The sequence below is a fragment of the Candidatus Leptovillus gracilis genome, from assembly GCA_016716065.1.
GTDB classification, from domain to species: domain Bacteria; phylum Chloroflexota; class Anaerolineae; order Promineifilales; family Promineifilaceae; genus Leptovillus; species Leptovillus gracilis.
In genome coordinates, this window is record JADJXA010000005.1 from 44,098 (window position 1) to 68,063 (window position 23,966).

The 23,966-nt window shown below is 56.3% G+C and carries 21 protein-coding genes and 1 tRNA gene; 12 read left to right on the plus strand and 10 right to left on the minus strand.

Translation table 11 applies throughout. The features are described 5' to 3' along the window. The first annotated feature begins 75 nt into the window (after nucleotides 1-75). From IPM39_14790 to IPM39_14810, 5 genes are all read left to right on the plus strand, one after another. Nucleotides 76-999 carry an alpha/beta fold hydrolase gene (locus tag IPM39_14790; GenBank protein MBK8987319.1) on the plus strand — a complete coding sequence of 308 codons (924 nt, stop codon included), beginning with the start codon at nucleotides 76-78 and terminating at the stop codon, nucleotides 997-999. 307 nt (nucleotides 1,000-1,306) lie between these two features. Next, the gene (locus IPM39_14795; GenBank protein ID MBK8987320.1) at nucleotides 1,307-2,392 is read left to right on the plus strand and encodes a BMP family ABC transporter substrate-binding protein; all 1,086 of its coding nucleotides are present in this window, start codon (nucleotides 1,307-1,309) and stop codon (nucleotides 2,390-2,392) included. 126 nt (nucleotides 2,393-2,518) lie between these two features. Continuing rightward, nucleotides 2,519-3,622, plus strand: a complete 1,104-nt coding sequence (locus tag IPM39_14800; protein MBK8987321.1) for an ABC transporter permease — start codon at nucleotides 2,519-2,521, stop codon at nucleotides 3,620-3,622. Between the two features lie 11 nt (nucleotides 3,623-3,633). Next, entirely contained in the window at nucleotides 3,634-4,653 is a 1,020-nt protein-coding gene (locus tag IPM39_14805) for an ABC transporter permease (protein MBK8987322.1), read from the plus strand. Nucleotides 4,654-4,750: 97 nt separating this feature from the next. After that, entirely contained in the window at nucleotides 4,751-6,280 is a 1,530-nt protein-coding gene (locus tag IPM39_14810; protein MBK8987323.1) for an ABC transporter ATP-binding protein, read from the plus strand. A 54-nt stretch (nucleotides 6,281-6,334) separates the two neighbouring features. Here IPM39_14810 and IPM39_14815 read toward each other — a convergent pair whose 3' ends face one another. Continuing rightward, nucleotides 6,335-6,892, minus strand: coding sequence for an NUDIX domain-containing protein (locus tag IPM39_14815; protein MBK8987324.1), 558 nt, complete (start codon nucleotides 6,890-6,892; stop codon nucleotides 6,335-6,337). Between the two features lie 302 nt (nucleotides 6,893-7,194). On the opposite strand from IPM39_14815, the gene greA reads away from it, so the two are divergent. Further along, nucleotides 7,195-7,668, plus strand: a complete 474-nt coding sequence (gene greA / locus IPM39_14820; GenBank protein ID MBK8987325.1) for a transcription elongation factor GreA — start codon at nucleotides 7,195-7,197, stop codon at nucleotides 7,666-7,668. A gap of 79 nt (nucleotides 7,669-7,747) precedes the next feature. Here greA and IPM39_14825 read toward each other — a convergent pair whose 3' ends face one another. The 9 genes from IPM39_14825 to IPM39_14865 all read right to left on the minus strand — a co-directional run bounded on the left by IPM39_14825 (nucleotide 7,748) and on the right by IPM39_14865 (nucleotide 20,649). Then, nucleotides 7,748-8,686, minus strand: a complete 939-nt coding sequence (locus IPM39_14825; protein ID MBK8987326.1) for a hypothetical protein — start codon at nucleotides 8,684-8,686, stop codon at nucleotides 7,748-7,750. A 349-nt stretch (nucleotides 8,687-9,035) separates the two neighbouring features. Next, the gene (locus tag IPM39_14830) at nucleotides 9,036-10,421 is read right to left on the minus strand and encodes a winged helix-turn-helix transcriptional regulator (GenBank protein ID MBK8987327.1); all 1,386 of its coding nucleotides are present in this window, start codon (nucleotides 10,419-10,421) and stop codon (nucleotides 9,036-9,038) included. Between the two features lie 31 nt (nucleotides 10,422-10,452). Then, nucleotides 10,453-12,093 carry a response regulator gene (locus IPM39_14835; GenBank protein MBK8987328.1) on the minus strand — a complete coding sequence of 547 codons (1,641 nt, stop codon included), beginning with the start codon at nucleotides 12,091-12,093 and terminating at the stop codon, nucleotides 10,453-10,455. Between the two features lie 74 nt (nucleotides 12,094-12,167). Further along, entirely contained in the window at nucleotides 12,168-16,076 is a 3,909-nt protein-coding gene (locus IPM39_14840; GenBank protein ID MBK8987329.1) for a GAF domain-containing protein, read from the minus strand. Further along, nucleotides 15,958-16,665 carry a hypothetical protein gene (locus tag IPM39_14845; GenBank protein MBK8987330.1) on the minus strand — a complete coding sequence of 236 codons (708 nt, stop codon included), beginning with the start codon at nucleotides 16,663-16,665 and terminating at the stop codon, nucleotides 15,958-15,960. Before IPM39_14845 ends, IPM39_14840 begins: the two co-directional genes overlap by 119 nt. A 14-nt stretch (nucleotides 16,666-16,679) precedes the next feature. Continuing rightward, a complete protein-coding gene (locus tag IPM39_14850; GenBank protein MBK8987331.1) occupies nucleotides 16,680-18,227 on the minus strand; it encodes an ATP-binding protein in 1,548 nt (515 codons plus the stop codon). Nucleotides 18,228-18,253: 26 nt separating this feature from the next. Further along, nucleotides 18,254-19,615, minus strand: a complete 1,362-nt coding sequence (locus IPM39_14855; GenBank protein ID MBK8987332.1) for an aminopeptidase — start codon at nucleotides 19,613-19,615, stop codon at nucleotides 18,254-18,256. Between the two features lie 104 nt (nucleotides 19,616-19,719). Beyond that, on the minus strand, nucleotides 19,720-19,983 hold the full coding sequence (locus IPM39_14860) for a hypothetical protein (GenBank protein MBK8987333.1): 264 nt from the start codon (nucleotides 19,981-19,983) through the stop codon (nucleotides 19,720-19,722). 348 nt (nucleotides 19,984-20,331) lie between these two features. Beyond that, nucleotides 20,332-20,649, minus strand: coding sequence for a hypothetical protein (locus tag IPM39_14865; GenBank protein ID MBK8987334.1), 318 nt, complete (start codon nucleotides 20,647-20,649; stop codon nucleotides 20,332-20,334). Nucleotides 20,650-21,399: 750 nt separating this feature from the next. On the opposite strand from IPM39_14865, the gene IPM39_14870 reads away from it, so the two are divergent. From IPM39_14870 to IPM39_14895, 6 genes are all read left to right on the plus strand, one after another. Continuing rightward, a tRNA-Asn gene (locus IPM39_14870) sits at nucleotides 21,400-21,471 on the plus strand. Nucleotides 21,472-22,112: 641 nt separating this feature from the next. After that, nucleotides 22,113-22,442, plus strand: a complete 330-nt coding sequence (locus IPM39_14875) for a hypothetical protein (protein MBK8987335.1) — start codon at nucleotides 22,113-22,115, stop codon at nucleotides 22,440-22,442. Further along, nucleotides 22,439-23,077 (plus strand): hypothetical protein, encoded by a 639-nt coding sequence (locus tag IPM39_14880; protein MBK8987336.1) that lies wholly within the window; start codon nucleotides 22,439-22,441, stop codon nucleotides 23,075-23,077. Before IPM39_14875 ends, IPM39_14880 begins: the two co-directional genes overlap by 4 nt. Nucleotides 23,078-23,147: 70 nt before the next feature. Continuing rightward, the gene (locus IPM39_14885; protein ID MBK8987337.1) at nucleotides 23,148-23,411 is read left to right on the plus strand and encodes a hypothetical protein; all 264 of its coding nucleotides are present in this window, start codon (nucleotides 23,148-23,150) and stop codon (nucleotides 23,409-23,411) included. 2 nt (nucleotides 23,412-23,413) lie between these two features. Next, on the plus strand, nucleotides 23,414-23,716 hold the full coding sequence (locus tag IPM39_14890; GenBank protein ID MBK8987338.1) for a hypothetical protein: 303 nt from the start codon (nucleotides 23,414-23,416) through the stop codon (nucleotides 23,714-23,716). After that, entirely contained in the window at nucleotides 23,689-23,937 is a 249-nt protein-coding gene (locus IPM39_14895; protein ID MBK8987339.1) for a hypothetical protein, read from the plus strand. The genes IPM39_14890 and IPM39_14895 overlap by 28 nt, the downstream gene beginning before the upstream one ends. Nucleotides 23,938-23,966 lie beyond the last annotated feature (29 nt).

Consider the following 23,966-nt stretch of genomic DNA (forward strand, 5'->3'; position numbering starts at 1 on the left):
TACCACGTCCCCCCGTCACCTTGTCACCCCGCCACCTTGTCACTATACTTTCACAAAAAACCTGGGAACAAAGTTATGCCTTTTCAACCACCCTATGAAGTACCTATTGAGCGACAAGCGTACACGTTTCATGCCCTGCCGCGTGAAGGCTGGGGCAGTATTGGCTGCCTGATGCTGCACGGCTTCATGGGCAGCCCGGCCAGTTCGCGGGACATGGGTGAATATCTGGCGCAAAACGGCGTCACTGTTCACTGCCCGCTTTTGCCCGGTCATGGCAACCTGCCTTACCAGATTCACAACCTTTCCCGGCAAGATTGGATTGACGAGGCTGAAGAAGGCTTAGAAACCATCAGCAAATATTGTGACCAGGTCTTTTTGATCGGGCATTCAATGGGCGCGGTGCTGTCGGCCCATCTGGCGCAAAAAACGAAGGACATCTGTGGCCTTATCTTACTGGCGCCGCTGTACGATGTACCCGATTGGCGCATCAAGATGGCCTCTTTCGGCCGTTATTTCATGCCCTGGTTTTACCCGTTGAAGAAAAAAGATGTGGATCGCGATATTTTTATAGGGCGCGTGTTGGATTTTAACCCCAACTTGGACCCCACCGACCCGGCGTTGGCTGACTTTTTTGTCGAGGCTTCGCGGCTGCCTATGGATGGCATTGACGAAATGCGCAAGATGGCGAATCTGGGGCGCAAGCTGTGGCCGCGCATCTACCAGCCGGTGATTATCTTCCAGGGTGGCCACGATCCGGCGGTGAATTCGGGCAACACCGAAAAATTATTCCAAAAAATTGGCGCGGCCGACAAAGAAATGAAATTTTTCCCCCAGGTGGGGCACGAGCTGATGCGGCCGGTGGAGCCGATTCACCAGAGGGTGTGGCAGAAAATCCTGGAGTTTATTGAGGACCATTCTGAGTTTGGGCAGAAAGCGCCGACGCCGCTCAATGCGCCTTCGCTGCTGGTGACAAAAAAAGAAGACGGCCGTATGCGGTAAACGGCCGTTTCCTGCCAATCGTTCATCTTGTAGAGCAGTCGTATACCCGGTTTTGGGTCTGTTCCGCCCGGCGCTAAAGCCGCGGGGCGGGGTGGGCAATGCCAGATTAGCCGATGGAGCAAGTATGCGATTGCCCTGCCTCATCTTGCTGTGAAAAGGCATTACCACTATAATCAGAACTAAGTTGCAACTTTCACAATCTGTTAAGGATGATTGCGTGACCAGTGATGAAACCGTTAACCATCTTAACGATTGGAAAGTTTGTTGTTTATGAAAGGTTGGAGAAACATTTCAAATAGGAGAAAACATGAAAAAAACGACCTTGCTTTTTATTGCCCTGTTCCTGGCCCTGGCGTTGGTAGCCTGTGGCGGTGGTGGCACAGAACCGGCCGCCGCCCCCACTGAGGCCGCCGCCCAAACGGCCCCGGAAACGCCGGCCGAAGCCGCCGCCGAAACAGACTGCGCCAGCGAAGCGCTCTTCTGCGTCGGGTTGGTGACAGACGTTGGCGAAATTGACGACAAATCGTTCAACCAGTCAGCCTGGGAAGGCGTCCAACGGGCTGCCAATGAATTAGGCGCAAAAGTGGAGTACATCGAAACCGGTGACGCCAAAGATTACGTCGCCAACATTGACCTCTTCGCCAAAAATGGCTACGACGTCATCGTCACCGTTGGTTTTGCCCTGGGCGAAGCAACGGCCGAAGCCGCCGCGCAATACCCCAATGTCAAGTTCATCGGCGTAGACCAATTCCAGGGTGAAGCGGTGGCCAACGTGGCCGGCCTCATCTTCCCCGAAGATAAAGCCGGGTTCCAGGCTGGCGCTCTGGCCGCCATGTTGAACCAGAGCGGCACGATTGCGGCCGTTCTGGGCACGGACCTGGTTCCGCCAGTTGTCGCCTTCAAAGAAGGTTACGAAGGTGGCGCGCGCTACATCAACCCAGACATCAATATCATCTCCACCTTCCACCCCGGTGGCCTGGACGTAGCCTTCACCGACCCTGAATGGGGCGCTACCACGGCCAGACAAGCCGTTGACCAGGGCGCGGATGTCGTCTTTGGCGCCGGTGGCAAGACCGGCAACGGCGCGCTCATTGAAGTCGCCGGTGTTCAAGGCGCTTTCTGCATTGGCGTAGACAGCGACCAGTGGGAAACCGTTCCCGAAGCGCACGCTTGCCTGGTCTCCAGCGCCATGAAGCTGATCACCCCCGGCGTTTTTGATCTGATCAAACTGGCGCAAGATGGCGCTTTCCCAGGCGGCAATTTTGTTGGCGATACGGGTCTGGCCCCCTTCCACGATTTTGACAGCCAGATTTCGCAAGAAATCAAAGACAAACTGGCGGAGATTGAAGCCGGTCTGGGCGACGGTTCTATTTCTACCGGCTATGCGCCTTAAATCCGGAGATTAATCCGGCATAGGTATGATTATTAAAAAGTGCGGTGTGCCTTCTGGTACGCCGCACTTTTTTTAAGTGGGAAGGCAAACCGGACGCCTATTAAGGACCAAAAGGAGGCACAGACTATGGCGACAGAACAAACAAGCGATTCGTCTGGCGGGGTGGTAGGCAGGTTGCAGCGTCTATGGCGGGCGGCGAGTGTGCCGCTTTTTTCGGTATTTTTGGCCGCGTTGATTGGCGCCATTCTCCTCTGGTTATCCGGCTCTAACCCCCTCACGGCGTATACAGCCTTGCTACAGGGGGCTTTGGGCAGCGCATCTGGCCTTACCCGCACATTGGAAAAAGCGACGCCGCTGGTCTTTTCCGGTTTGGCTGTCGCTTTTGCGTTTAAGGCGGGTTTGTTCAACATCGGTGGACAGGGGCAGTTGTTGATCGGCGGCATTGTAGCGGGATATTTGGGCTTTGCCATCGAAGGCTTGCCATTTATCATCCACATGCCGTTGGCCTTGTTGGGTGGCGCTCTGGCCGGCGCGCTCTGGGCGGCTGTTGCCGGCGCGTTGAAGGCATACACCGGCGCGCATGAGGTGATCACCACCATCATGCTGAATTATGTCGCCATCAACCTGACCGATTTTCTGGCGAATGGTCCATGGAAAGCGGAGGGGATTATTGCGCGAACGCCGAGAGTATTGGAAACGGCCGTTATTCCCAAATGGGGTTTTGTGCCGGTCGGTTTTCTGATCGCTGTGTTGATGGCTGTTTTGACCCATTATTTGCTGTTCAAAACAACCTGGGGGTACGCCATCCGCACCACCGGTCTGAACGCCGACGCCGCCAAATACGCGGGCATTAAAGTAGGGCGGATCATTGTCTTGACCATGTCGTTTAGTGGGCTTCTAGCTGGCATGGGCGGTTCGGTGGAGACGTTGGGGGTGATCGGGCGTTATCAACCTGGCTTTAATGTAGGGTTGGGGTTTGATGGCATTACCATCGCCCTGCTGGCAAAAACCAACCCGCTGGGGGTAATTCCGGCGGCGCTGCTGCTGGGCATGATGGACGCCGGCGGCAGCCAGATGCAGTTCGACGCCGGGGTACGCTTCCAAATTATTGACGTGATCAAGGCATTGATCCTGTTCTTTGTTTCCGCCGACGTGATTGTGCGCAAGATTTTGGGAGCACGGGCGGTAGATGAAGACAAGGTGACACTGAGCACGGGATGGGGTGGTTAAGGAGGACGAAGATGACGACGACAACGATAACCAAATTAAACAATGGGTTGAAGTTAGACGCCGCCTTCTTTGGGCGCGTGGCGGTGGTGGCCGTGGCTGTGGCGGCGCTGGTGTATTATTTCTTACATCCACAACAGGCAGCGGCCGTTTATGCTTCCGCTTTGCGCCAATCTACACCGCTGGTCCTGGGGGCGTTGTGCGGCCTCATCGGCGAGCGCACCGGCATCATCAACATTGGCATTGAGGGGCAGATGCTCATGGCTGCTTTTATCGCCTTTCTGGTCAATGTCTACAGCGGCAACTTGTTGGTTGCCGCGGTGGCCGGCGTTCTGGCAGGCGCATTTTTAGGGCTGTTTCTGGCCTGGATGTCTATTACCCTGAAAATGGACCAGATCATCGGCGGGACGGTGATCAACATCCTGGCATTGGGTCTGACCAGCTTTTTCTACGTGGCTGGCCTGACCACCAAAGGCAAACTGCAACCCATTCCGTTGGGACCACTGGCAGACATTCCCCTGATCGGCCCTATCTTTTTTAACAACGCACCGATCACCTATTTGACTATCATCCTGGTATTCTTCTTCCAGTTTGCGTTGTTCCGCACGGTGTGGGGACTGCGCACGCGCGCTGTTGGTGAACATCCCAGCGCCGCCGATACGGTGGGCATCCGGGTGAACAGGATGCGTTACCTGAATACCACGCTGGCCGGCTGCCTGTCTGGGTTGGCCGGGGCCTACCTGACTCTGGAGGCGGTTGGCTCGTTTGAACGCGGGATGACCAACGGCCGTGGCTTTGTGGCCCTGGCGGTGATGATTTTTGGCAAATGGACGCCGCTGGGTTCCTGGGGGGCGGCGCTGCTGTTTGGTTTCGCCACCGCTTTGCAGACGCAGTTCCAATTCCTGGGACTGGATTTCATCCCCCACCAGTTTGTCGGCATGTTCCCTTACGTGCTGACCATCGTGGTGCTGGCCGGCTTTGTCGGCCGCTCACGACCACCGGCGGCTGAGGGTAAAGTGTATGACCCTGAATAGGGGCAATGAGCCGTGAGCCGAACACGGAACACGGAACACGGAATACGGATAACGGACGACAGACACCAGGCCTGATTGTTGAAAGATGAGGGTAACGATGAGCAACGTAGATAAGTCAACTGTTGTTTTAGAAGCTAGAGGCATTACCAAACGCTTTCCCGGCGTGTTGGCCAACGACAACGTGGATTTAATGCTGTACAAAGGGGAAGTGTTGGCGCTGTTAGGGGAAAATGGTGCGGGTAAAAGCACGCTGATGAACATGCTCTACGGGTTGTATCATCCCGATGAAGGCGAAATCTGGATAAAGGGCGAGAAAGTGACCCTGAAAAATCCGCGCGATGCCATTGATCGCGGCGTGGGCATGGTACACCAACATTTCCAACTCGTGCCGGTGATGACGGTGGCGGAAAATGTGATTCTTGGGTCTGAAATCACCAGTCGGGCAGGCATTCTGGCCCGGCGCGCCGCCGAACAGCGGGTGAACGAACTATCGCAGCGATATGGACTGGAAGTAGACCCATCGGCTATGGTAGAAGATTTGCCCGTCGGCACGCAGCAGCGGGTGGAAATCATTAAGGCATTGTACCGCAATGCCGATATTTTGATTTTGGACGAGCCAACGGCCGTACTGACCCCCCAGGAAGCCAACGAACTGTTCCGCATTATGCGCGACCTGACGGCGCAAGGGGTGTCTATCATCTTTATCACCCACAAGTTAAAAGAAGTGCTGGCTGTGGCCGACCACATTGGCGTCCTGCGCGGCGGGCGATTGGTGGGCATCGCTAAACCAACCGAATCCACCGAAGCCAGTCTGGCCGAAATGATGGTCGGCCGCAGCGTTATCCTGACGGTGGACAAAGAACCGGCCCAACCAACTGACGTGGTGCTACAGGTAGAAAATTTGCACGTGAAAGATGATCGCAGCCATATGGCAGTGAAAGGCGTGAACCTGGAGGTGCGCGCCGGGGAAATTGTGGGCATTGCCGGGGTGCAGGGCAATGGGCAGCGGGAATTGGTAGAGGCGCTGACCGGGCTGCGGAAGGTGGAAGACGGCCGTATCACCATTGCCAACGTAGACAGCACCCATTACACCCCGCGGCAAAACACCGAACTAGGCGTGGCCCACATCCCTGAAGACCGCGAAAAACATGGTCTGGTGATGGCTTATACGCTGGCCGACAACATGGTGCTAAACAATTATTACCTGGAACCGTATGCCAGAGGAATTATGATGGACAAAGAGGCCATTGTGCAACATGGCAAACAGCTTGTTGAGGAATTTGACGTGCGCCCGCCTAATGCCCTGACGACCGCTGGCAAATTATCTGGTGGTAACAAGCAGAAGGTGATTGTGGCCCGCGAATTTTCCCGCCCGACCAAGCTGTTGATTGCCGCGCAGCCGACGCGCGGCATTGATGTGGGTTCCATCGAGTTTATCCACAATCAAATCGTGGCGCAGCGCGACCAGGGGGCGGCGGTATTGGTGGTTTCAGCGGAGTTGGACGAGGTATTGGGGTTGGCGGACCGGGTGGCGGTGATGTTTGACGGCCGTATTGTCAAAACGCTGCCTATAGAAGAAGCCACCCGCGAGCGCGTAGGGCTGTTGATGGCCGGGTCGGAGGTGTGACCCGTAAATCGTAGACCGTAGACCTTAGACCGTAAATCGTCAGCCGCAGGCGGTTCAACAACCTGTGTCACACATCACCAGGGCCATTGTCGCGGCGATGGCGTGGTTGATGACGGCGATACGGCCGTCTAACAAAGCGCGTTTAATGTGTTTCAGCGGCACCCACCTGACGCTCCCGTCTGGACTGATGTCACCCTCAGTTCGGTGGAGATCAGCGGCAAGCTGGGTCCGCTGGGCGCAAAAGAAGTGGCCTACCCCCAGGTGTTCTACCTCGTCGGCCACAAACGTGCCCAGGTAAAGCCATTGTTCAGCCGTGTAGCCGGTGCGCTGCAAGAGGGCGGTTTGTACGGCCGTTAACGGGTCTTCGTCAGGTCGCAGATAGCGGCCGATCATCTGCCAACTTCCCCAGGCATTGCCAGTATGAAAACTCTCTAAAACCATCGCTTCGCCGGACTCATTCACCACGAAAGCGTTTACATAATCACGAAATTCCAAGAGCGGCCAACGATTCTCTTCTGGCTCATCCAGAGACAACTGCGAAATGACCGATTCTTGTGGCTGCGAAGCAAAGATGATTTCTGGTTGACGCAAATCCACAGTTTCTTCTTGCATGTCAGGTACCCTTTTCAGGAGATTGGCGGCTAAACCACGCGGATACGACTCTTCCTAAAAAAGGATCATACCGACGCGATATTACAAAGCGCCTTTCTACACCAGCAGCTTCGCACCGGTTCGTGAATCAGGGGATTCGACAGAAATATAGGGGCAGGATATACTTATTTTATTCAGGTAGGTGATAGTAAGAAAGAATTGAACGATAACCCCGTTTTTGCGGGGTTCTTTAATTTCTTGCGCCTAACCCAACTGTCATCCGTTTATTAGATTTCAGCCGAGTCTGGTGGAGAAATAGAAAGATGAGCGAAGAGAGTGTTATTTATATAACCGAAGAGGGCCTAACCAAAATCAAAGAAGAGTTGGCGCACCTGACAACGGTGCGCCGCGATGAGATTTCAGCAAAACTTCAAATTGCCATCGCCCAGGGCGACCTAAAAGAAAACGCCGACTATCATGCTGCCAAAGAGGAGCAGGGCTTCAACGAGATGCGCATTCGTGACCTGGAGGATTCCTTGCGGCGGGCCAAGATCATCACCGACGATGGTCCCCGCGACCGGGTGCGGGTTGGCAGCAAAGTGACGGTAGTTGAAGTGGGATATGACGAACCGGAGACTTACTTCATAGTTGGGGCGCATGAAGCCAATCCAGCCGAGGGCTGGATTTCTAACGAATCGCCTATTGGCAGCGCCTTGTTGGGCGCTAAAAAGGGCCAGCGCGTCACGGCGCTGACCCCAAGTGGAACCATTACCTTTGAGATCCAATCTATCGCCTAAACATCAGGCGATTTATCTGAAAAAAGGCCACTTTTACGTGGCCTTTTTTTGTATTGAGAGGCTGGCATCGCGCGAGCCTTTAGTTGTTGGCCGGCATAAGCGGGTCTGGCGGCTGATCTGTTGGCATCGGTTTGTGAAAGTGTCCATTTGGTCTCCGCACAGAACCAGCCTGCCAATGGTTGACGGCCGGCTGCGGCTGTGCGCTCATGACGGCGTAGGTCGGCACGTGCAGCGTTACCCCATGCTGCCCTAATTCCTGCAACTGCCGCAGTTGCAACAGCCGTTCCATGTCGTTGTCCGAGAACTTGCTGACAGCCTGATGCAGCCGTTCCAGCGCCCTTGCCTCGCTGTGGGCCAGCAGCTCTTGTTTGTGCGCCGCTTCCACCGCCGCCATCACTTCGGCCGGCAGGACAATGCTCTTCAGTATCACCCGGTAGGTTTGCACGCCGAAGGGAGCCAGGCGTTCCGCCACCAGGCCGCGCAGTTCCCGTTCCAGGCGCTGCCGGGCGCCCTGGTCGCATACCGTTTCAACCGTGTGCTGATCAAACAGGTAGGTGATGCAGTTGTTGACGTGGGTGTGCAGCAAGGGTTCGATGCTTTTCAGCAGCATGTTGGCGACATTGGGCTGCAATTCCTCATCCACGGCCGTCGGATTGAGACAGTAAGCCAACGACCATTTGGCCGCAACGGTGACGCCGCCATTGGTTTGGGCGCGGCCACATTCGCCGCTGACAAAACTGGGGGCGATGGGGGCCATCTTTTGGACGTGTTCTAACGGCCGTAACCAATGGCGTCCGGGCAGTAAAAAACGGCTGAAGGCTTTGGTCTCCACGTTATACACCAGCCCGGTACTCAGGGCCGGCACACGCACCCACAGGTATTTGTTCACCAACCAAGGGACCAAAACCATCAGGGAGGCCACAACCAGCAAGCCTGTAACAACCCAATTCCCCGTGAGCGCCGCAGCCAAAAGGCTGAATACAAATGTCAGAGTTGCGATCATGCGAAAAGTGTTCATGATTCTTTCTCCATAGGGCAGCGCACTTTCAGAGTGCGCTGCCCCGGCTTACGTTAACGGATAGGCGGTCTGGCGAGCGAGATACCCAGGCTCATGCCAATGATGAGGGCGATCAAGGCGATAATGACGATGGTTGAGAATTCTATCTGGATCATGCTGCCTCCTCTTGGCGCAGATTGTTGAACCTTGAAGGTCGAAGCAATCTGATAACCGAGCTTTTTGCCACTGGTTTTATGATAAAACGGGAAGAGGCAAATGAAAATGGTAGGCTGCTGACAGTAACGCGACAATTTACTGACAATTCTACTGTTTGTGTCTTGGTTATAGAAGATTAGAGCAGCTAAACGGCTTATCCCGGAAATTCGCTGTGATCACTCAGGTTTAATTTGTATCCCTGACCATGCAGGTTTTCCAGAAAACGGGGGTTTTGTGGGTCTACTTCGATCTTTTTGCGCAGGCCGGAGATGCGGGCGTGCAAGGCCATATCGGACACACCCTCTTGCGCATGAGGCCAGCCCGCGCTGAGCAGTTCGTCATTGCTCAGAATTTCGCCGGGGCGGTGGTAGAGTGCTTGCAGCAGGCGAAACTCGGTGGGGCTGAGACTGGCTTTAGGTTTATTCAACACCCAGACCTGCCGGGCGGCTTCGTCCAGGTAAAACGGCCGTTCCCATTCCGCTTCCTGGTTTCGGGCAAAGTGGGCAAACAGAGGCGCAAAAATGGTGGGCGGCTCGTCTAACGTTAGGATACCTTTGATTTGTAACGGCCGTTTCGCCACCCCGCTCGCCACATCCATAGGCAGCCCATGGGCGCAAGTGGACAACATCTGCTGTTCCGTGCGGCTCAGGCCGCGCCACACTTTTTCGCATTCCATTTGCACCCCAGGGAGCTGCATCAGGGTGGTTACAGCAGCCTCATCAGCCTCTGGGCAGTTCGCCTCGTGGCGGGCCACAGCCAGGTAGGCGGCGCGCAGCAGCCCGGCATGGCCGCCAGACAGCCGGATTAGGCGATTGGCTAAAACACCATCCACCGGCAGATCATAACGACTGGCAATGCGTTGCAGCAAGGAATGGGCATCGGTGGGGGTATACGGCCGTAAGCCGATCACATTCAGCGCCATCAGCTCATAAAACTCTTCACGGGCCAGGTCCATACCGGCCAGGTCTGGCAGCAAATCGCGGGTGAAGGTGACGTAAGAGAGCCGGTTCTTGTAGGCTTCGCGCAGACCGCGCAAATTCATAAAAATGCGCGGCTCTGCCTCGCGGCAAACATCGTCGAACTGGTCCAGCAGGAGGATGAGGTGGCGTTGGGCGGGTGAAGAGAGAAACGGCCGCAAAGCCAATTTAAAATGACGTTGCACTTGCAAGGAGTCGGCGCCAGCCGACAACAAACGCTCGTGCTGCTCGCCGACCGCGCCAAACACTTCGGGCGTCAGACCCCACCGGTCCGCCTCGCCGTCTAACAACTCCAGTTGTTCCAGGATCAGGCTGTAAATGGTGCGGTCGGTAAAATCGGGCGCGTAGTGGAAATTGACGCGCACGATGATCATACGGGCGGCGTCTTCGCCCAGGTAGGCTGCCTGGGTTTGGGCGTCGCAAAGGTGGTTAAACAGGTTAGATTTACCCGCGCCGCTGACGCCAACAACCGAAGCCGATTCACCGGCGCGGATGCAGGCAAACAACCGCTGCGTTTCTGCCAAACGGAAGCCTGATGATTGTGTGGTACTAACGATGGGCATAGGGGTCCTCGCTTGTTGTAGTGGTTAGTTGTTAGTGGTTAGTGGGTGCTGCGGGTTGTTCCCGACCGGCCAGTTTATCCAGTTCGGCGCAGATAAAGGAAGCGGAAAGTATGGCCTGTAATTTACGCGCTGCGGGGATGTGGCGCAAGCGGGCGACGTTTAATGTTGCCATGAGCAAGCTGATCAGATATTCGCGGCGCGTATCCTGGCGCGCGCCGTTACGATCACGGAGAAATTCGTAGGCGATGCGGTGCAGGGCTAACAACACCTGGGCGGCTTTGTAGGTGGTGGGGGGCAGGGTGACGGCCGTTGGCACGTCTATCTCGGCCGGATTGGCTGCCAGCAGGGTATGTTCCAACCGGGCAAATGTCTCATCGTCGGGGGCGGGCAGCAGCCGGTATTTGATGTCGGTCTCCAGGATGACAAAATCGCGCAAAATATGGCTTTCATGGGTGCGATAAAAATCAATCAGCCAACAGCGCCCTTGCTCGCTGACCATGATATTGCGGCCGGTCAGGTCGCCGTGCGTGATGCAGTGGTACACAGCCATGACGCATTCTTCTCGGTGCGCCGTTAACCAGAAGATAGGGTTGAGTATCTGAGTATTGTCCGGCGGCAGGTGCAGAAATGGCTGCTCAGGGGTGAAGTCGGGCAGGATTTCCTGGATACGGCCGTGCAGTTTCGCCTCGTCTAGCTGAAAGGCAGCAAAATACAACTGTGTCAAATCGGCAAAGCGGCGATCAGGATTGTCGTACCAATAACGGCCGGTATTTTGAAATAAGTTTTGCAGGCTGGTGATAATCGCCTCTGGCGCGTGGTGTTTGTAAAATTCGTCAAATTCCTTGAGCGGACTAAAGTCGCTTTCGGCAAAACGGTATTGCAGAGCGCCCAGATGCCGCGTGAAGGCCACATCCACCTGCGTCGTCGTATTGGGTGGGAGATAAGGCTTTACAAAGTCTTCGCAGCGCTGCGCCTCCAGTTTCACCTTGTCGCGCCGCCCAATTTTAACGACGTAAGAAGGTCCCATGCCAAAATTCAAGGTAGGGCGCGCCAATACGACGGCCGCTCCGGTGAGACCCGGCGTCAGTTTGGCGACATACAGCCGCCTGGCCCTGGCAAACAGCCGCCCAAACAAGTCGTAGACCTGGGGAATTAAAACAGCCGCGGCCGGTTTGGGGGGTGTTTCCCAGTTAATGTCGGCGGCAATCTGGGGGATCAATCGTTCAGTGCCTACATCATAGACCAGGCCAAAGTTGATGCCGATTGTTTCGTCGAACTGGGTGTGAACGGCCGTTAACAACTCCGAACGAAAGCCGACTGGTGTTTTCTCTATGAAACGCGCCACATGCCGCACTTGCGTCGCCGTGAGGATATTTTCCACATTGGCATAAGCTGTCAGAACAATACACGGCATCACCCCATTGATTCCCTGCCTTTCGATTTCTTCCAGCAGCTTCATACCCTCCTGATTCTGCGGATTGTCGTCCTCAAGGCGAATATCTACGATGGTCAGGTGATAGTGGCCTGTTTCCAGGCAAGTCAGCGCGGCGGCCAGCGAAGAGGCCAATGTTACCTGGTAGCCCTCTTCTTCCAGCCAGCGGGTAATGGGCGCATAAAACGCCTCCTGGTCCTCTACCAGAAGTAAACTTTGGGGATGAGATACTTCGTCCATGTCTTAGATTCTTAGTAACTATTCACCACAGAGGCACAGAGGGCACGGAGATTAAACCTATAAAACGGCCGTGTTTACGATTCTATTTCTTGGCCAAGCGGATCGTAAAGGCACGGCAAGAAGATGGTAAAGGTTGTTCCCGATCCCAATCTGCTGTCTACTTCTAAATTGCCGCTGTGTTCTCTGGCAATTTGCCGGCAGTAATAGAGGCCAATGCCATGAATGCCCAACTGATTTTCTTTGGTTGTGTAATCTGGTTCAAAAACGCGCGCCATATTTTCCGCTTCAATGCCCTGGCCGTTGTCACGGATGGCAATCTGTGCCTGCCCGCGCTGCACCGTCAGGCTAATCTCTACCTTGCCCTGGCGTTGCGGAGGAATGGCGTCCCAGGCATTGGTGATGAGGTTGTGCAGCAGGCGAGCAATCAGCAGCCGGTCGGCCCAAATCTCCGGCGCCTGGTCGTTGTCCTGAAAATAAACAGCGACGTGGGGCGGCTTTTGTTCCTGAATTTCGGCTACGGCCGCCTGAATCAGGCTGTTTAACGGGATGATTTCCGGCCGGAACTGCTGGTGGATAACCAGGTCGCGCAGGCGCGCGCTCAACTGCCCTGTTTTTTCCGCATTGCGGCGCAAATCGGCCAGGGGAGCAGACACGTCTTTGCCCGCCTGAAGTTTGGTTGCGATTTCGGCCGTCAGGTCGGGGATACTGGCGACGGCGCTGTTGATGTCGTGGATCATGCCGGTGGACAGTTGGCTGATGCGCTGCCACAGTTCTCGGTCGCGGGCGTGCTGCAATTCGGCGTTCAATCTGGCCTGATGGATGGCCATGGCTGTCAGATGAGCGAACAACGAGAGCAGGCTGCGCTCGCTCTCGTCAAAGACATGGGGGATACGGTAGTTGAAGAACATGCAGCCCACCCGTTCTTCTTTGACTTGCAGAGGGAACACGGCCGTAGATTGAATGCCTTCGCGGTGAACAAATGGACCGCTGAGGAGTGGGTCCTGGCGAACATTCTCGGCAAACAGCGGCTCGTCGAGCTGCCATATCTGGTTGATGACGGTGCGCGTATACGGTGGTTGTTGGGTCACGGCCGTGTCCCGCTGCACCCCGGCCATCTCACCCAACACCAACTGCCCCATCAGGTCTTTATGGTACAAGGTAATGGCGCTGACCGTGCGCATGGCGGCCATCGCCTGCCGCACCAAAAAATGCAGAATGCCGGGCAGCTCTTTTTCATGGGTTAACTGCCAGGAAATATCCAACAAACGGCGTAAAGCCTGCGTCCGTTCAATCTGCTCCATGGTCACCGCCAACCGGCTGACAACGTGCTGCAAATAATCTTTGTGTTCAACAGTCAGCCCACCGGCGGTTGGCGTTTCCAAACGAAAAACGGCCAGACAATTGCCCGTCACCATGACTGGCATCTCCAACAGGCAGCAAGTATCTTGCTGGTACAACAGCGGTTGCGGCAAGGTGGTCGCGTCGCTGCATAAATTCACCAGTCGGCTTTGGGCATCGGTGAACGTCGTGTAGGGCATCGCGCCGGCCGTCAGCTCCTTTTCTTCGGCCCGCAATTGATTAGCGGCCGTCAAATGGAACACGCGCCATTTATCGTAGGGTTCGTTGCGAACCAGGTAAGCGTGTGGCGCGCCCGTATGCTCTTGGGCTGTTTTTAAAGCCCAGCGAATCGTCTCCTCAATCCCTCCCTCAGAGCGGGCTTCCAGGCTGACTTTAAGCACCTGTCCCAGGTCAGTCAGTTCCAGGGTGCGGCGGTCTAGTTCAGTGCGCACGCGCTGGTAACGGCGGGCGCTGGGGATGGCGACGGCGGCAAAATTGGCAAAAACACGAATCAGCCGGAGCGTTTCATGGGAGAAGGTGTGCGGCGAGCGCCAATTGAGATACATGACACCAACCGGACTTTCGGCGCTGCCCAGGCGCACCCCGGCAAAGGAGCGGATGCCTTCCTGGCGAATAAATTCACTGTCTATCACCAGGGTGTTGTCGGTGGGCAAAACGGCCGTTGCCGTAGCCAACACTGGCAGCACGCCCGCCTCAATCACCCAGGTTGCCATGCCGCCCGACGGGCGCGGCTGGCCGATAGACGCCTCATCGCGGACGCCAATATGCGTGATGTGGTCCATATCATAATCGAGCAAACCCGGCCCCAGGTCGGTGGAGCGCAAGGGATAAAGCACCACGCACTCCGCGCCAAACAACTGCTGCGCCGAGGTCACAATCTCCGCCAGCACCGCCTGAACCGACAGCGTAATCTGATTGTTGACCGCCTCTTCGACACGCAGCAAATGGGTCAGGGCGTCGGTGTGCCGCTTTTCGGCGGCGAAGGTACGGGCATTTTCAATGATTAGCGCCGCCTGGCTGACAAAGGTTTGCAGCAGTTCAAACGACTCGGCGGCTATCGGCCGTCCGGTAAATCTATTGTCCACGTAAATAACGCCGGACACTTGTTCACCAGCCCGCAGCGGCGCCAGGGCAAAATCAATGGGCGGCTGGACGATCTCGTAAAAAGAGCGTGTAAACCCGGCCAGAGATTGGTGCTGGGAGCTGAGTTTGGGCTTTTGGCTGCGGAAACATTGAACCAGGGGGTCGTGAACGGCCGTTAGCGGAACCACAATCGTCTCCACCCGCGTTTGCAGCCGCTGCTGCCGCCGCGCCTTTGCCGCCTGCGTGGTGAACAAACCGGCCAGCCACTCGTCCACCGCCTCCCGGTCATATGGCTCCGCTTCCCACTCCGCCTCCGTTTCTTCCCGCGTCAGGTGGCCGATGCTCAAAAGCCCGACCAACTGCTGCTGTTTGTCATCGGGCACAAACAACAGCGCCCGGTTAAATTCCAGCCCCCAGCCGTGGGTAATGCCTTCCAGCACGCTGCGCAGCAGCACCGTTTCCGGCTGATCGCGGTGATCTAAGATGCGCGTCAGGATTTTATTAAACGTCTTCAGCTTATCAGCGTGGCGGGTGGTGGTATCCAACAAGTGGACAAACTGCCCCTTGGCCTCCAATGCCCGCGCCGCCTGGCGTAAAAACGCCGACAACTGCATTCGTTCCTCGCGCTGCTCATAAGGCGAGTCTGAAGTGGTCAGACGGCTGAAAGAAGCCAACCCCACCGTATGCGCCCCAATCGGCCCGATACGCAGTGGGAATAACAGTCGGGTCTCTTCGCCTACCAGCAAGATGGAGTATTCCGGTCCGCGCAAGGCTTCTATCTCTGGCCGGTTGGCTTCTTCCAGCAAAATGGAACGCCGCTGCGCCTCTTCACTGGTCGGATACACCAGGCGTAAGGCGTCGTCTGTCTGAAAATAGAGATAGGTATCACTTTCGGGGTAAGCGGCTTGCAAGCCGCGCCCCAGGTCCAGGAAGGCGGGCAGCGTATCTTCGCTGGCGTGGATGGCGTTGATGGTGGCGGCGAATAGTTCCGGTTTAACGGCCGTTTCCCCCGCCCGCACCGCCAGACCCAGGTATTGAATCGCCCTGGCCCAATCGCCGGCGATGGCATACAGCCCACCCACCCGCGCTGGGGTCAGGTGGCGGCCCACCAGCGTAGCCCACAACGGGCTTTTGAGCTTATAGCCATCGGCCGTGCGACCAAACGCACCGCACAAGTCCAATGCCGTCGGCGATTCGCTGCTGTCTATAGGCAGTTCACCAGCCGGCGCTTCATTTCGTTCTAGCAAAAGCAGGGCGCAAGAGAGCAGGCTGGGGTTAATTTCAATCTGCCGCAGCGATTCAGCCACAGCCCAATGGGTGCTGTCTTGCAAAAAGGAGGCCACCGCGGCGGTGATGCGTCTCCGGGTAACTCTGGCCCAGCCCGCCTGCTTCATCTGTGCCGAACAGATGGCGATCACCTGCTCAATCAAAAATGGGTCTCCGCCCGTTTGCGCCAACAGCGCTTGCAGCCCGTCTACCGTTGGCGTCAGGTCCGGCCATCTGGCAAAGCAGGCGCGCCTGCGCCAACCGTTCCTGCGCATCCAGTTCGGTCACCAACACCAGGTCAGAAATACTCTCAAAGCGAGACGCATTGTCCAGGGCCACCTGGCTAAGACTAAGCGAACCGCAGACCACCGCCTGAAAATGCGCCCCCGGCTGGTTGACCACCATGGTAAACGCCGCCCGCAGCGCGCCCAACAAAGAGGCCACCAGGTTAGGCGGGGCCATCTCCAGCGAATCCATAAACAAGGTCAGGTTGCGGTCACTCTGGCGGCTCCATTCGACCAGGGCGTATTGGAAGGCAACGGCCGTTTCACACCCCTCCAGCCTCACAGCCGCCAAAAATGGTGGCAGGTTTTCCCGGATCACCTCATATAAATGGGTAAAAAACTGGGCCTCATTTTCACGTTGGATATCGGCCAACCGCAGGTAAACGGCATAATGACCCCCCGCCTCATTTAACCTGCCCACAGCCCGGCGCATCAGCTTGCTTTTGCTGTGATGGCGTGGCCCCAATACCCGGCAGCAGTTGCCGGTGTAAATGCTGTCCAAAATCTTTTGCAGATTTCGCTCCTGGCGCGATAACATCTGCTTCGCTTTGGCAGCTTCCGCCCGACGACGAAATATCATGGTGGCGTCATTGTTCATGTCAAGAGCTTGGCCCCCAAAATCTCTTCCCGCGTCTTATCAAACAGAAACTCCACATCCCGCGTCTGGCGCAGCATATGTTGAAAAAGCGGCGCGGCAAATTCAAAATCACGCCCCACCTCATTAAAAACACCGGCCACCGCCAGGTTGCGGCAGGCCTGGTCCAACTGTTCATAGGTCAGTTTCAGGTTTCGCTTTTTTAGCACGTCATCCATACTGCGCTGCGAGAAAACTGACTGGCCGGTCGGGTGGTCATCGGCCACTACCAGGGCATAAACCAGGGCGCGTTCCACCGGTTCTGTATTGGACATGAAGGTATCCAGGACAAAATTGCGGAATTCACGGTTTTCATAGACCACCTGCAAATCATCTTCGGTGATGGCGTCGCGCCCTTCTTCGTCGAGCTGCTCCAAGAGCGTTTTGCAATAAAACTGGACGTAGTTGGGCAATCCGGCCGTCTCCCGATTGATGCGGTTGATGACATTCTCGCGGTTCTGAATGGCGATGCGCAGCCGCTCCATCGGCGCCACAATCATCTGCCGCACTTCGGAACGCTTCAGGCGGCCCAGGTTGATGGTTTCGGCCAGATTAAAAAAGGGAGATTGTTGGTTGGTAGAGGCGCGCATAGCCCGGCGATAGCCGGCCATAATAAACCGCGCTTTGCCGGCGTTGGAAGCGGCGCGCAGCACATCGAACAAACCCCACTGATTGCCAACGTGGGTCAGAAGGCGGTCTAACTCGTCAATGAGAAAGGTGATGGGCGCGCCATGCAGCGAAGCGAAGCGGTCGAACATCAGGTTTTGGTAGCGGGTAGATTCGGCCGCCCGGCCTAACAACAGCTTCATTTCGCTGGGGTCCAGGTGATAAGCCAGGGTGCGCAAAAACTCCTCTTCGGAGTTGATGACGGTGCAGTCTACGTACAGGCGGCGGATCTGGCCGGCGCCGGGTGGGTCCAGGCGGTCCATGCGCTGTTTCAGTTCTTTGAGCAGGGAGGTTTTGCCCACGCGCCGGATGCCCAGGAAGAGGTAGTTGGCGTCGGGATGCTGCAAGATTTTGTTGATTTCCATGCGTCGGCCGAAAAAGCGGCTGCCGACGACCGGTTTGTTGATTTCGTAGGGGGCAAGTTGGGAGCGGGGCATCTGGCTGAGGAGAATATCCAGGGTAACGGCCGTTGGTGAATCGGCCACCTGAATTTGCGCCTGCTGCTCCTGCCCAATCAGCACAAACGTGGGAAGGGCTGGTGGTAAATAGGTGCGCAGGGCAGCAGAACGGCCGTCTACAAACAATAACACCGTGCTGTTTTGCCAGCCCCGCTCGCGCACCACGTCGCGCACATTGTCGGCCAACTGCGGCGGAGTCAGCCCCTTCAGGTCAGCCGCCTTGATCCAGACGCACGGATTGGCGTCGGTCAGACTCAGGCTCCAGTCGGACAAATCCACCTCATAAGTCTGAAAACGGCCGACCTGCCGCGGGCCAGAACAACTGAAATTCAGCCGTTCGCTGATCGCCCGCAGAGCCAATGGAAAATCCGACGTTGTTACCATCTTTGCCCTCTCTCCTCATGCGCTGATCAGGTATCGTGATTCTGAATCTTGATCAACTCGTATTGTTGCAGCAGGTAAGTCAGTTGTAACAACTGGGTCAAATCGAGGTTAGGCTTGAGCATGGCCAGGTCGGCGATCATCATTGGCTGGGCGCGGCGTTTTAACACCTGGTAAACGGCCGCCGCCTGACGTGATGTTTCGCCGCTGCCCACCTTCACCATACAAACGCGCCCAGAGCTGGTATCCCACAAACGATGCAGCTGCCCTTGCTCGTCTATATGCACGTTGGTCGCCATGCAGGCAACGCTGAGATCGGGCTGCCACATGGCCGTCGGCTGCACCGCCCGATGATCTTCGCGCCATTCCTCTTCCCGAATCACAATAGCGCCGTCTTTGATGATCACACGGCCGTCCACCACCACCTCAGGCGACAGGGCCACCATATCACAGTGAATACGCGAGGCAACCTGTCCGCCCATATCCACATTGTCGCCCAACGCAATGTGAATTGAGCCGTATTTTTTCTCATCCAGCAGAGGAATTCCGGTTAACGTCTGCACACGGGGATTGGCGCCCAGACCCACTTCAGCCAGATTGTCCCAGTTCTCATCGCCCTGTAAGCGCGCCCATTCGATTTGGGTGTTCAGGAGATGCTGCACGGCCGGGCTTCCGGCCGGCGTCCATCTGACCAGGCGACCCTGGTGGAAACGCAAGATAATTTCTTCGCCTGGAGGGATGGTATAGCCGGGAATGGAGCCATTAATGACGATGCTCCCTTCGGCTAAACCTTCGGGCGGGGCGATGTAGGTTTCGCCGGAAGGCACGTTGCCCCACGAATCTTTCTGGATGATGCCATCGCTAATAATGGGCAGTCGCCGCCAGGCGTGCAAGGGGAGATGCAAATGATGCTTCTCCCCCTTGTGGTCCTGGGTGACGATTTCCATGTGCTGTCCCTTGGCCAGGGCCAGAGCCAACAGTTCACATTGGGCAGTCAGAGTCTCATAATCTATGTCCGCGAGCAGCAGCGTGGCCTGATTGATGCCGGGCATATGCGCCACCTTGCAGCCGGCATTGAGCGCCGACTGCCGGGCGCGGTCGCGGAAGGGCAAACAGTGTGGGGTACTATTCAAACAAACCAGCGCGGCAACGGCATCATCCAATAAGGATTCGACGCCGGGAAACAGACCCTTATCACCCAACTCTATCTGCATCTGCTGCGTGAAGTAGGCGACAACCGGTTTCAATTCCAGGTTGACAGCCGCTTCGGCGATGATGCTGGCCGTGTTTATGGTGGTTTCATCGGCAAAAACAACTAATTCGGCTCCCGGTGGCAGCGCCAAACATTGGGCTAGAACAGTTTTGGCAGCGTGAATGGTTTGGCTCCTCATTATCAAACTATGCCTCCCTTGTTAAACAACAAACAGGATGGAACGGGCGCATCTACGACTTGGGGGAGGCCAAAGCAGAAGGGAAAAAAGCATCAAAACGGCCGTTAACCCAATACAAACGCAAATGAAGCAAATGGTTGAAGCCGTCTTCGCTCCAGCGCATGCCGACACCCTTGAATCGTTGCTGAATCAACCACTTTGCAGGTACTTTCAACCAGGCCGCTGCCAATGGGTAATCCAGCCTGCTTTAATTTGTCGTACTGGATGTGCTCCCGGTGTTTATCGAGATAATTGTACAGTTTGGTCAAGGCTTGTTGCGCGGATTCTGGCAAACCGGGTACGGCGAGAGCTGCCTGAATATCGGCCAAAACCGCGTCTTGCTGACCATGTCGCAAGCGGTGGCGGGCCTGATGGAACCACGTTTTGGCCTGACTTGTGCGGCCATCCAGCCACACTTGACCCCGGACCAAAGATTTTGGGTTGCGTGGTAGAAATCTAAAACCCCAGTGGCCGAGGCGCTAAAGCGTTCGGCAAACAAACGCCAAAAGCCCCGCCCGCCATCGCTTAACCAGACAACGCGGGGCGCTCCTTGATGTCTTGTTTGCGCGCTTCCAGCCACATCCGCTCGGATAAGTCGTCCACATCACCCAAAACAGCCGTCACGCGGTGGTGATGCAAGCGGCTCATCGTCTGGCCCGCGCGGGTGATATGCTTGCCTAAACGGGCAAAGATGGCGACCTTGATTTCGCGCCATACTGTTTTGCCCGCCGCTGTCTTGGCTTGGGGCGAAAGGGAACCATCACCCCGTCAGCGCCCATCAGGAGAGTTTCCGCGGCAAGGGTCGCGCTCAACGCTTCCGCCTCTGGCTCATTCCCCAGTTTCAACGCCGCTAACTCGGCCACCAAATGGTTCATCATCTCTTCTCCAGTCACCTGAACCCACTCCCAGATACTTTGCGGCGTGACGATGACCTGGCTCAATTCTTTTAACAACATGGCTGCGGTTTCAAAGGGCACAAAATGGCTGTCAAGCAAGCTATCCGCCGCAAACCATCATCGCTTTTTGATTGGGCTTTAATCCCAGCGCCTCATCCAATGGCGCTACCTGACTAATGGCACATCGCTTAGGACAGCGTCCCAGTCGGCGCTGCCAGCGAATGAGACCAATGATGCTCTTGACTTCCCGAGGGGCAAAGCCTTTGCTCTGCAACTTCCGCCACATATTTGACAATGACCCCACTCTGTTGGGGCTTGGGCTCTGCTATTCAAGGTTTCTTCCACCAGACTCACTGCCAGAATGCGCGATAATTGCCAGGCGAGCAGGATCATTAAGGAGAGCGTGGCTGCATCGCCCATCTCATCAACTATTTTTTGGCATTCTGGTTTCGCTTCACGTATAGTTTCCATTAAACACGACATTGTTCTAGGCGATCCTTTCGGGTTTGTGATGATTCTTCGAAAGTTTAACCTAAAAATAATGTCGTGTTAGTTTCCTCCCCTAAGTTCTTTATGCGCCCGGATGGAACAGAAACGCTACAATTTTTTTAGTGTATTGTTTTTTCTAACGCCTGTCAATCAGGTGGAGGCGAGGAGGCGAGGGCAGCAATTCCAATGATAAACCTGGCGTAGGGGCGAGACGGCGCGGGAAAATGGCGTCCGCTGCGGCTGTTACCTGTCCGCCCCGTCCCGTCCCTACGATAACACCAGGGCAAATTGAGAATTGCTGGTTTGCCGAAAGTCGAGTTGACACTGACAGGAGTTTTGCTAAAATACCCGTCGCTGCATTCCTCAGTAGCTCAACGGCAGAGCATGCGGCTGTTAACCGCAGGGTTGTTGGTTCGAGTCCAACCTGAGGAGCTATGACCCCCATATATTGGGGTTGTTAAGGTTCAGATTTGAGGCCGCCGCTGGCCGGGAAAGCACATGGCGGCGGCCTCGTTTGTTTTAAAATAAAAATGCTAACGGCCGTTTGGCCGGTAACATAAACCCCCGGTAGCTCGCCAAAGTTCGCGGGGGTTGATTGAGAAGTCGTCTCAGCAATGGGGCGGTCTTGAAGGTCATCTTGAGAAAGGTGGCCTTTTTTTTATGCCGCCTCTCTCAATTTTAATTCACGCCATTCGTCAATAATCGCACGTAGCACAGTGACCTTCGACTCGCCATGATACTCTGCCAGTCTAGCCAGTAGATCATCCTGTTCCCTGCGCAAATAAAAATTGCGTGAAACAGTCGCACCGTTCGGCCCCGTGTAGGCGTCCTTTAGAATCGTGAGAGATTGCGGCGTGTTCGTTGGTCTCACCGTCGCAACCTCCTTCATCAATCCATAATCTATCATGCAGGCATTATATAGATATTATATAAACTCGTCAAGCAATTCGTTGACATGGATATATAAAAATTATATAATCTCTATATGAATTTTGTTGTAATCTAGCCCAGAAACAAAACGGCCGCCCGACTCTGAACCAGTCGGACGGCCAACAAAGGAGGATGTACCTCAAATGCAAGAATCAATTGTAGCACAGAACGATGACCTTGTGACGACTTCCGCAGAATTCCCCGCCAGCGTGGAGTGCATCGCCTACCGGCCGGCCGGCAAGCGCCATCCGGAGCAGTGGCGGGCAAAGGTAGACGGCCGTTACATCCCCATCACCCCCGCCAGCGCCCGCCTGGTCATAGACCTGGCCCGCGACGTTACGGATTACAAGTATGCTGGCCTGGCTCGCAGCGCCTGGCGCATTGGCATCCCTGGCGACGGCGGGCGGCGCTGGTGGGGCTACGAATTTACAGATAATGATTTTGGCCGGTTTTTGGTGGAGGCCCCCCAATGAATACCCCCATCACCCCTGAGCAGTTTGAATCCCTTCTCCAATCAGCCCAATACAACGGCCGTGTCCACGTCCTGGACATGGTGGTGGAGGCTCCGGCCGGTACGCGCAAGAGCCAGCCAGCCGCCCACCTGGTCGCCTGGAACAACCACACGGCCGAGGCCGTCCGCCTGGAAATCATCGGCGGCTGGCCGGTGGTGGGCATCCGGGTGCGCGAACGCGCCGGCGACGCTGTGGTCTTCGGCTTTGGCCTGGCTGACCGCAACGGCCGTCGCTTTGCTGAACCGGGCCAGACCTGCGGCCGCTGCCAACGGCCGTTTGCGGCCAACGAGGTGATCAGCGCCTACGACATGTGCCTGGACCAGGACCCTTGCATCATCGAGGCGAATCGGCTAGAGGCCCAATGGCGGGCGCAGCGGGTGCAGCGGGCCAACGAACGACAAGTGTTGGCGCGCCAACAAGCGCGGCGCGATGGCCTGGGGGCGCAGCAGTGGATGTTGGCGGCGGCGGCCAACGGCCGTCAAACCATCCCGGCCGACGTGTGGCAGCGCGCCCATGGCGACCCTGAGGCATTGGCAACGGTGAAAGCAGCGGCGATAGCCAACGTGCGCCGCACAGCTGAGGAAGCAGGCATTTAGCATTTATCACCCGTCCGGAGGAGCCGACGGGTATAACCCGCCCCCGGCCGGTAATCCAAAAGGTTACACGATGAGAAATTACGCAGAACAGATTCTTGGACATTATTTTTCGCACGCTGTTGGCCGTTTCGGTGACAGCGATACCCAGGCGGAGGCGGCCGAGGCAGTTGCTGACATCATCAAGCGAGCGGTCGCTGAGGCCAACACATGTTTGGAAGCGCGGGTTGCTGCGCTGGAAGAGCAAAACAAAGATTTGCAGGCACGCCTGGCAGCGATGGAAATCTACGCCTACGACGACGAGTTTGGCGCGGACACCGAGGACGAGGAGGAGTAACCATGCTGTACGGAAACATTATCCCCGTAGAAATGATGGAACTGCCGGAGCCTGAGCCGTTCCACATCAACGACCTGGCTGACCAGACGGCCGAGGCCATTGCCGCCACCGAACTGCGGCGCGACCGGACGCACTGCCACATTTCGGCAGCCGCCGCTTACCTGGCGAAGCAAGAGCGCGGCCACCTGCGTTATGGCGGGATGCTGCACGGCAACCGCACCATCTGGCTGGATGCCGGTGGAGCGGCCGAGATTGTAAACACCGAGGAGGTGACACTGTGGATAGCACCCTGGCTCAACCAGTGACGGCGACGGCCGTGGAGATAGACATCGTGCGCCACGAGGCCTTCTACTTCTACAACCGGCGCGAAAACGGCCGAGGCGTTGTCATTGCGCAGCGCATCAGCCCGGAGCGCGCCCAGGGCATCGTCGAAGCCAACGACGACGTCGAGCAGTATGCGACCGGTAATGTGACCTTTAGCCCGGAGCCATGTCAGTGGACGTGGACGGCAAAACTCGCACTTTAGTAGAATGTTTTAGAACGGCCGTTCTGATG

What these genes read in the sequence shown, in the direction of transcription:
- IPM39_14790 (MBK8987319.1), top strand. Translation starts at nt 76, where the DNA reads ATGCCTTTTCAACCACCCTATGAAGTACCTATTGAGCGACAAGCGTAC.
- IPM39_14835 (MBK8987328.1), bottom strand. Translation starts at nt 12,093, where the DNA reads ATGGACGAAGTATCTCATCCCCAAAGTTTACTTCTGGTAGAGGACCAG.
- IPM39_14840 (MBK8987329.1), bottom strand. Translation starts at nt 16,076, where the DNA reads ATGCGCAGGAACGGTTGGCGCAGGCGCGCCTGCTTTGCCAGATGGCCG.
- IPM39_14800 (MBK8987321.1), top strand. Translation starts at nt 2,519, where the DNA reads ATGGCGACAGAACAAACAAGCGATTCGTCTGGCGGGGTGGTAGGCAGG.
- IPM39_14825 (MBK8987326.1), bottom strand. Translation starts at nt 8,686, where the DNA reads ATGAACACTTTTCGCATGATCGCAACTCTGACATTTGTATTCAGCCTT.
- IPM39_14795 (MBK8987320.1), top strand. Translation starts at nt 1,307, where the DNA reads ATGAAAAAAACGACCTTGCTTTTTATTGCCCTGTTCCTGGCCCTGGCG.
- IPM39_14845 (MBK8987330.1), bottom strand. Translation starts at nt 16,665, where the DNA reads ATGATATTTCGTCGTCGGGCGGAAGCTGCCAAAGCGAAGCAGATGTTA.
- IPM39_14890 (MBK8987338.1), top strand. Translation starts at nt 23,414, where the DNA reads ATGCTGTACGGAAACATTATCCCCGTAGAAATGATGGAACTGCCGGAG.
- IPM39_14815 (MBK8987324.1), bottom strand. Translation starts at nt 6,892, where the DNA reads ATGCAAGAAGAAACTGTGGATTTGCGTCAACCAGAAATCATCTTTGCT.
- IPM39_14875 (MBK8987335.1), top strand. Translation starts at nt 22,113, where the DNA reads ATGCAAGAATCAATTGTAGCACAGAACGATGACCTTGTGACGACTTCC.
- IPM39_14885 (MBK8987337.1), top strand. Translation starts at nt 23,148, where the DNA reads ATGAGAAATTACGCAGAACAGATTCTTGGACATTATTTTTCGCACGCT.
- IPM39_14880 (MBK8987336.1), top strand. Translation starts at nt 22,439, where the DNA reads ATGAATACCCCCATCACCCCTGAGCAGTTTGAATCCCTTCTCCAATCA.
- IPM39_14805 (MBK8987322.1), top strand. Translation starts at nt 3,634, where the DNA reads ATGACGACGACAACGATAACCAAATTAAACAATGGGTTGAAGTTAGAC.
- IPM39_14850 (MBK8987331.1), bottom strand. Translation starts at nt 18,227, where the DNA reads ATGGTAACAACGTCGGATTTTCCATTGGCTCTGCGGGCGATCAGCGAA.
- IPM39_14810 (MBK8987323.1), top strand. Translation starts at nt 4,751, where the DNA reads ATGAGCAACGTAGATAAGTCAACTGTTGTTTTAGAAGCTAGAGGCATT.
- IPM39_14855 (MBK8987332.1), bottom strand. Translation starts at nt 19,615, where the DNA reads ATGAGGAGCCAAACCATTCACGCTGCCAAAACTGTTCTAGCCCAATGT.
- greA (MBK8987325.1), top strand. Translation starts at nt 7,195, where the DNA reads ATGAGCGAAGAGAGTGTTATTTATATAACCGAAGAGGGCCTAACCAAA.
- IPM39_14830 (MBK8987327.1), bottom strand. Translation starts at nt 10,421, where the DNA reads ATGCCCATCGTTAGTACCACACAATCATCAGGCTTCCGTTTGGCAGAA.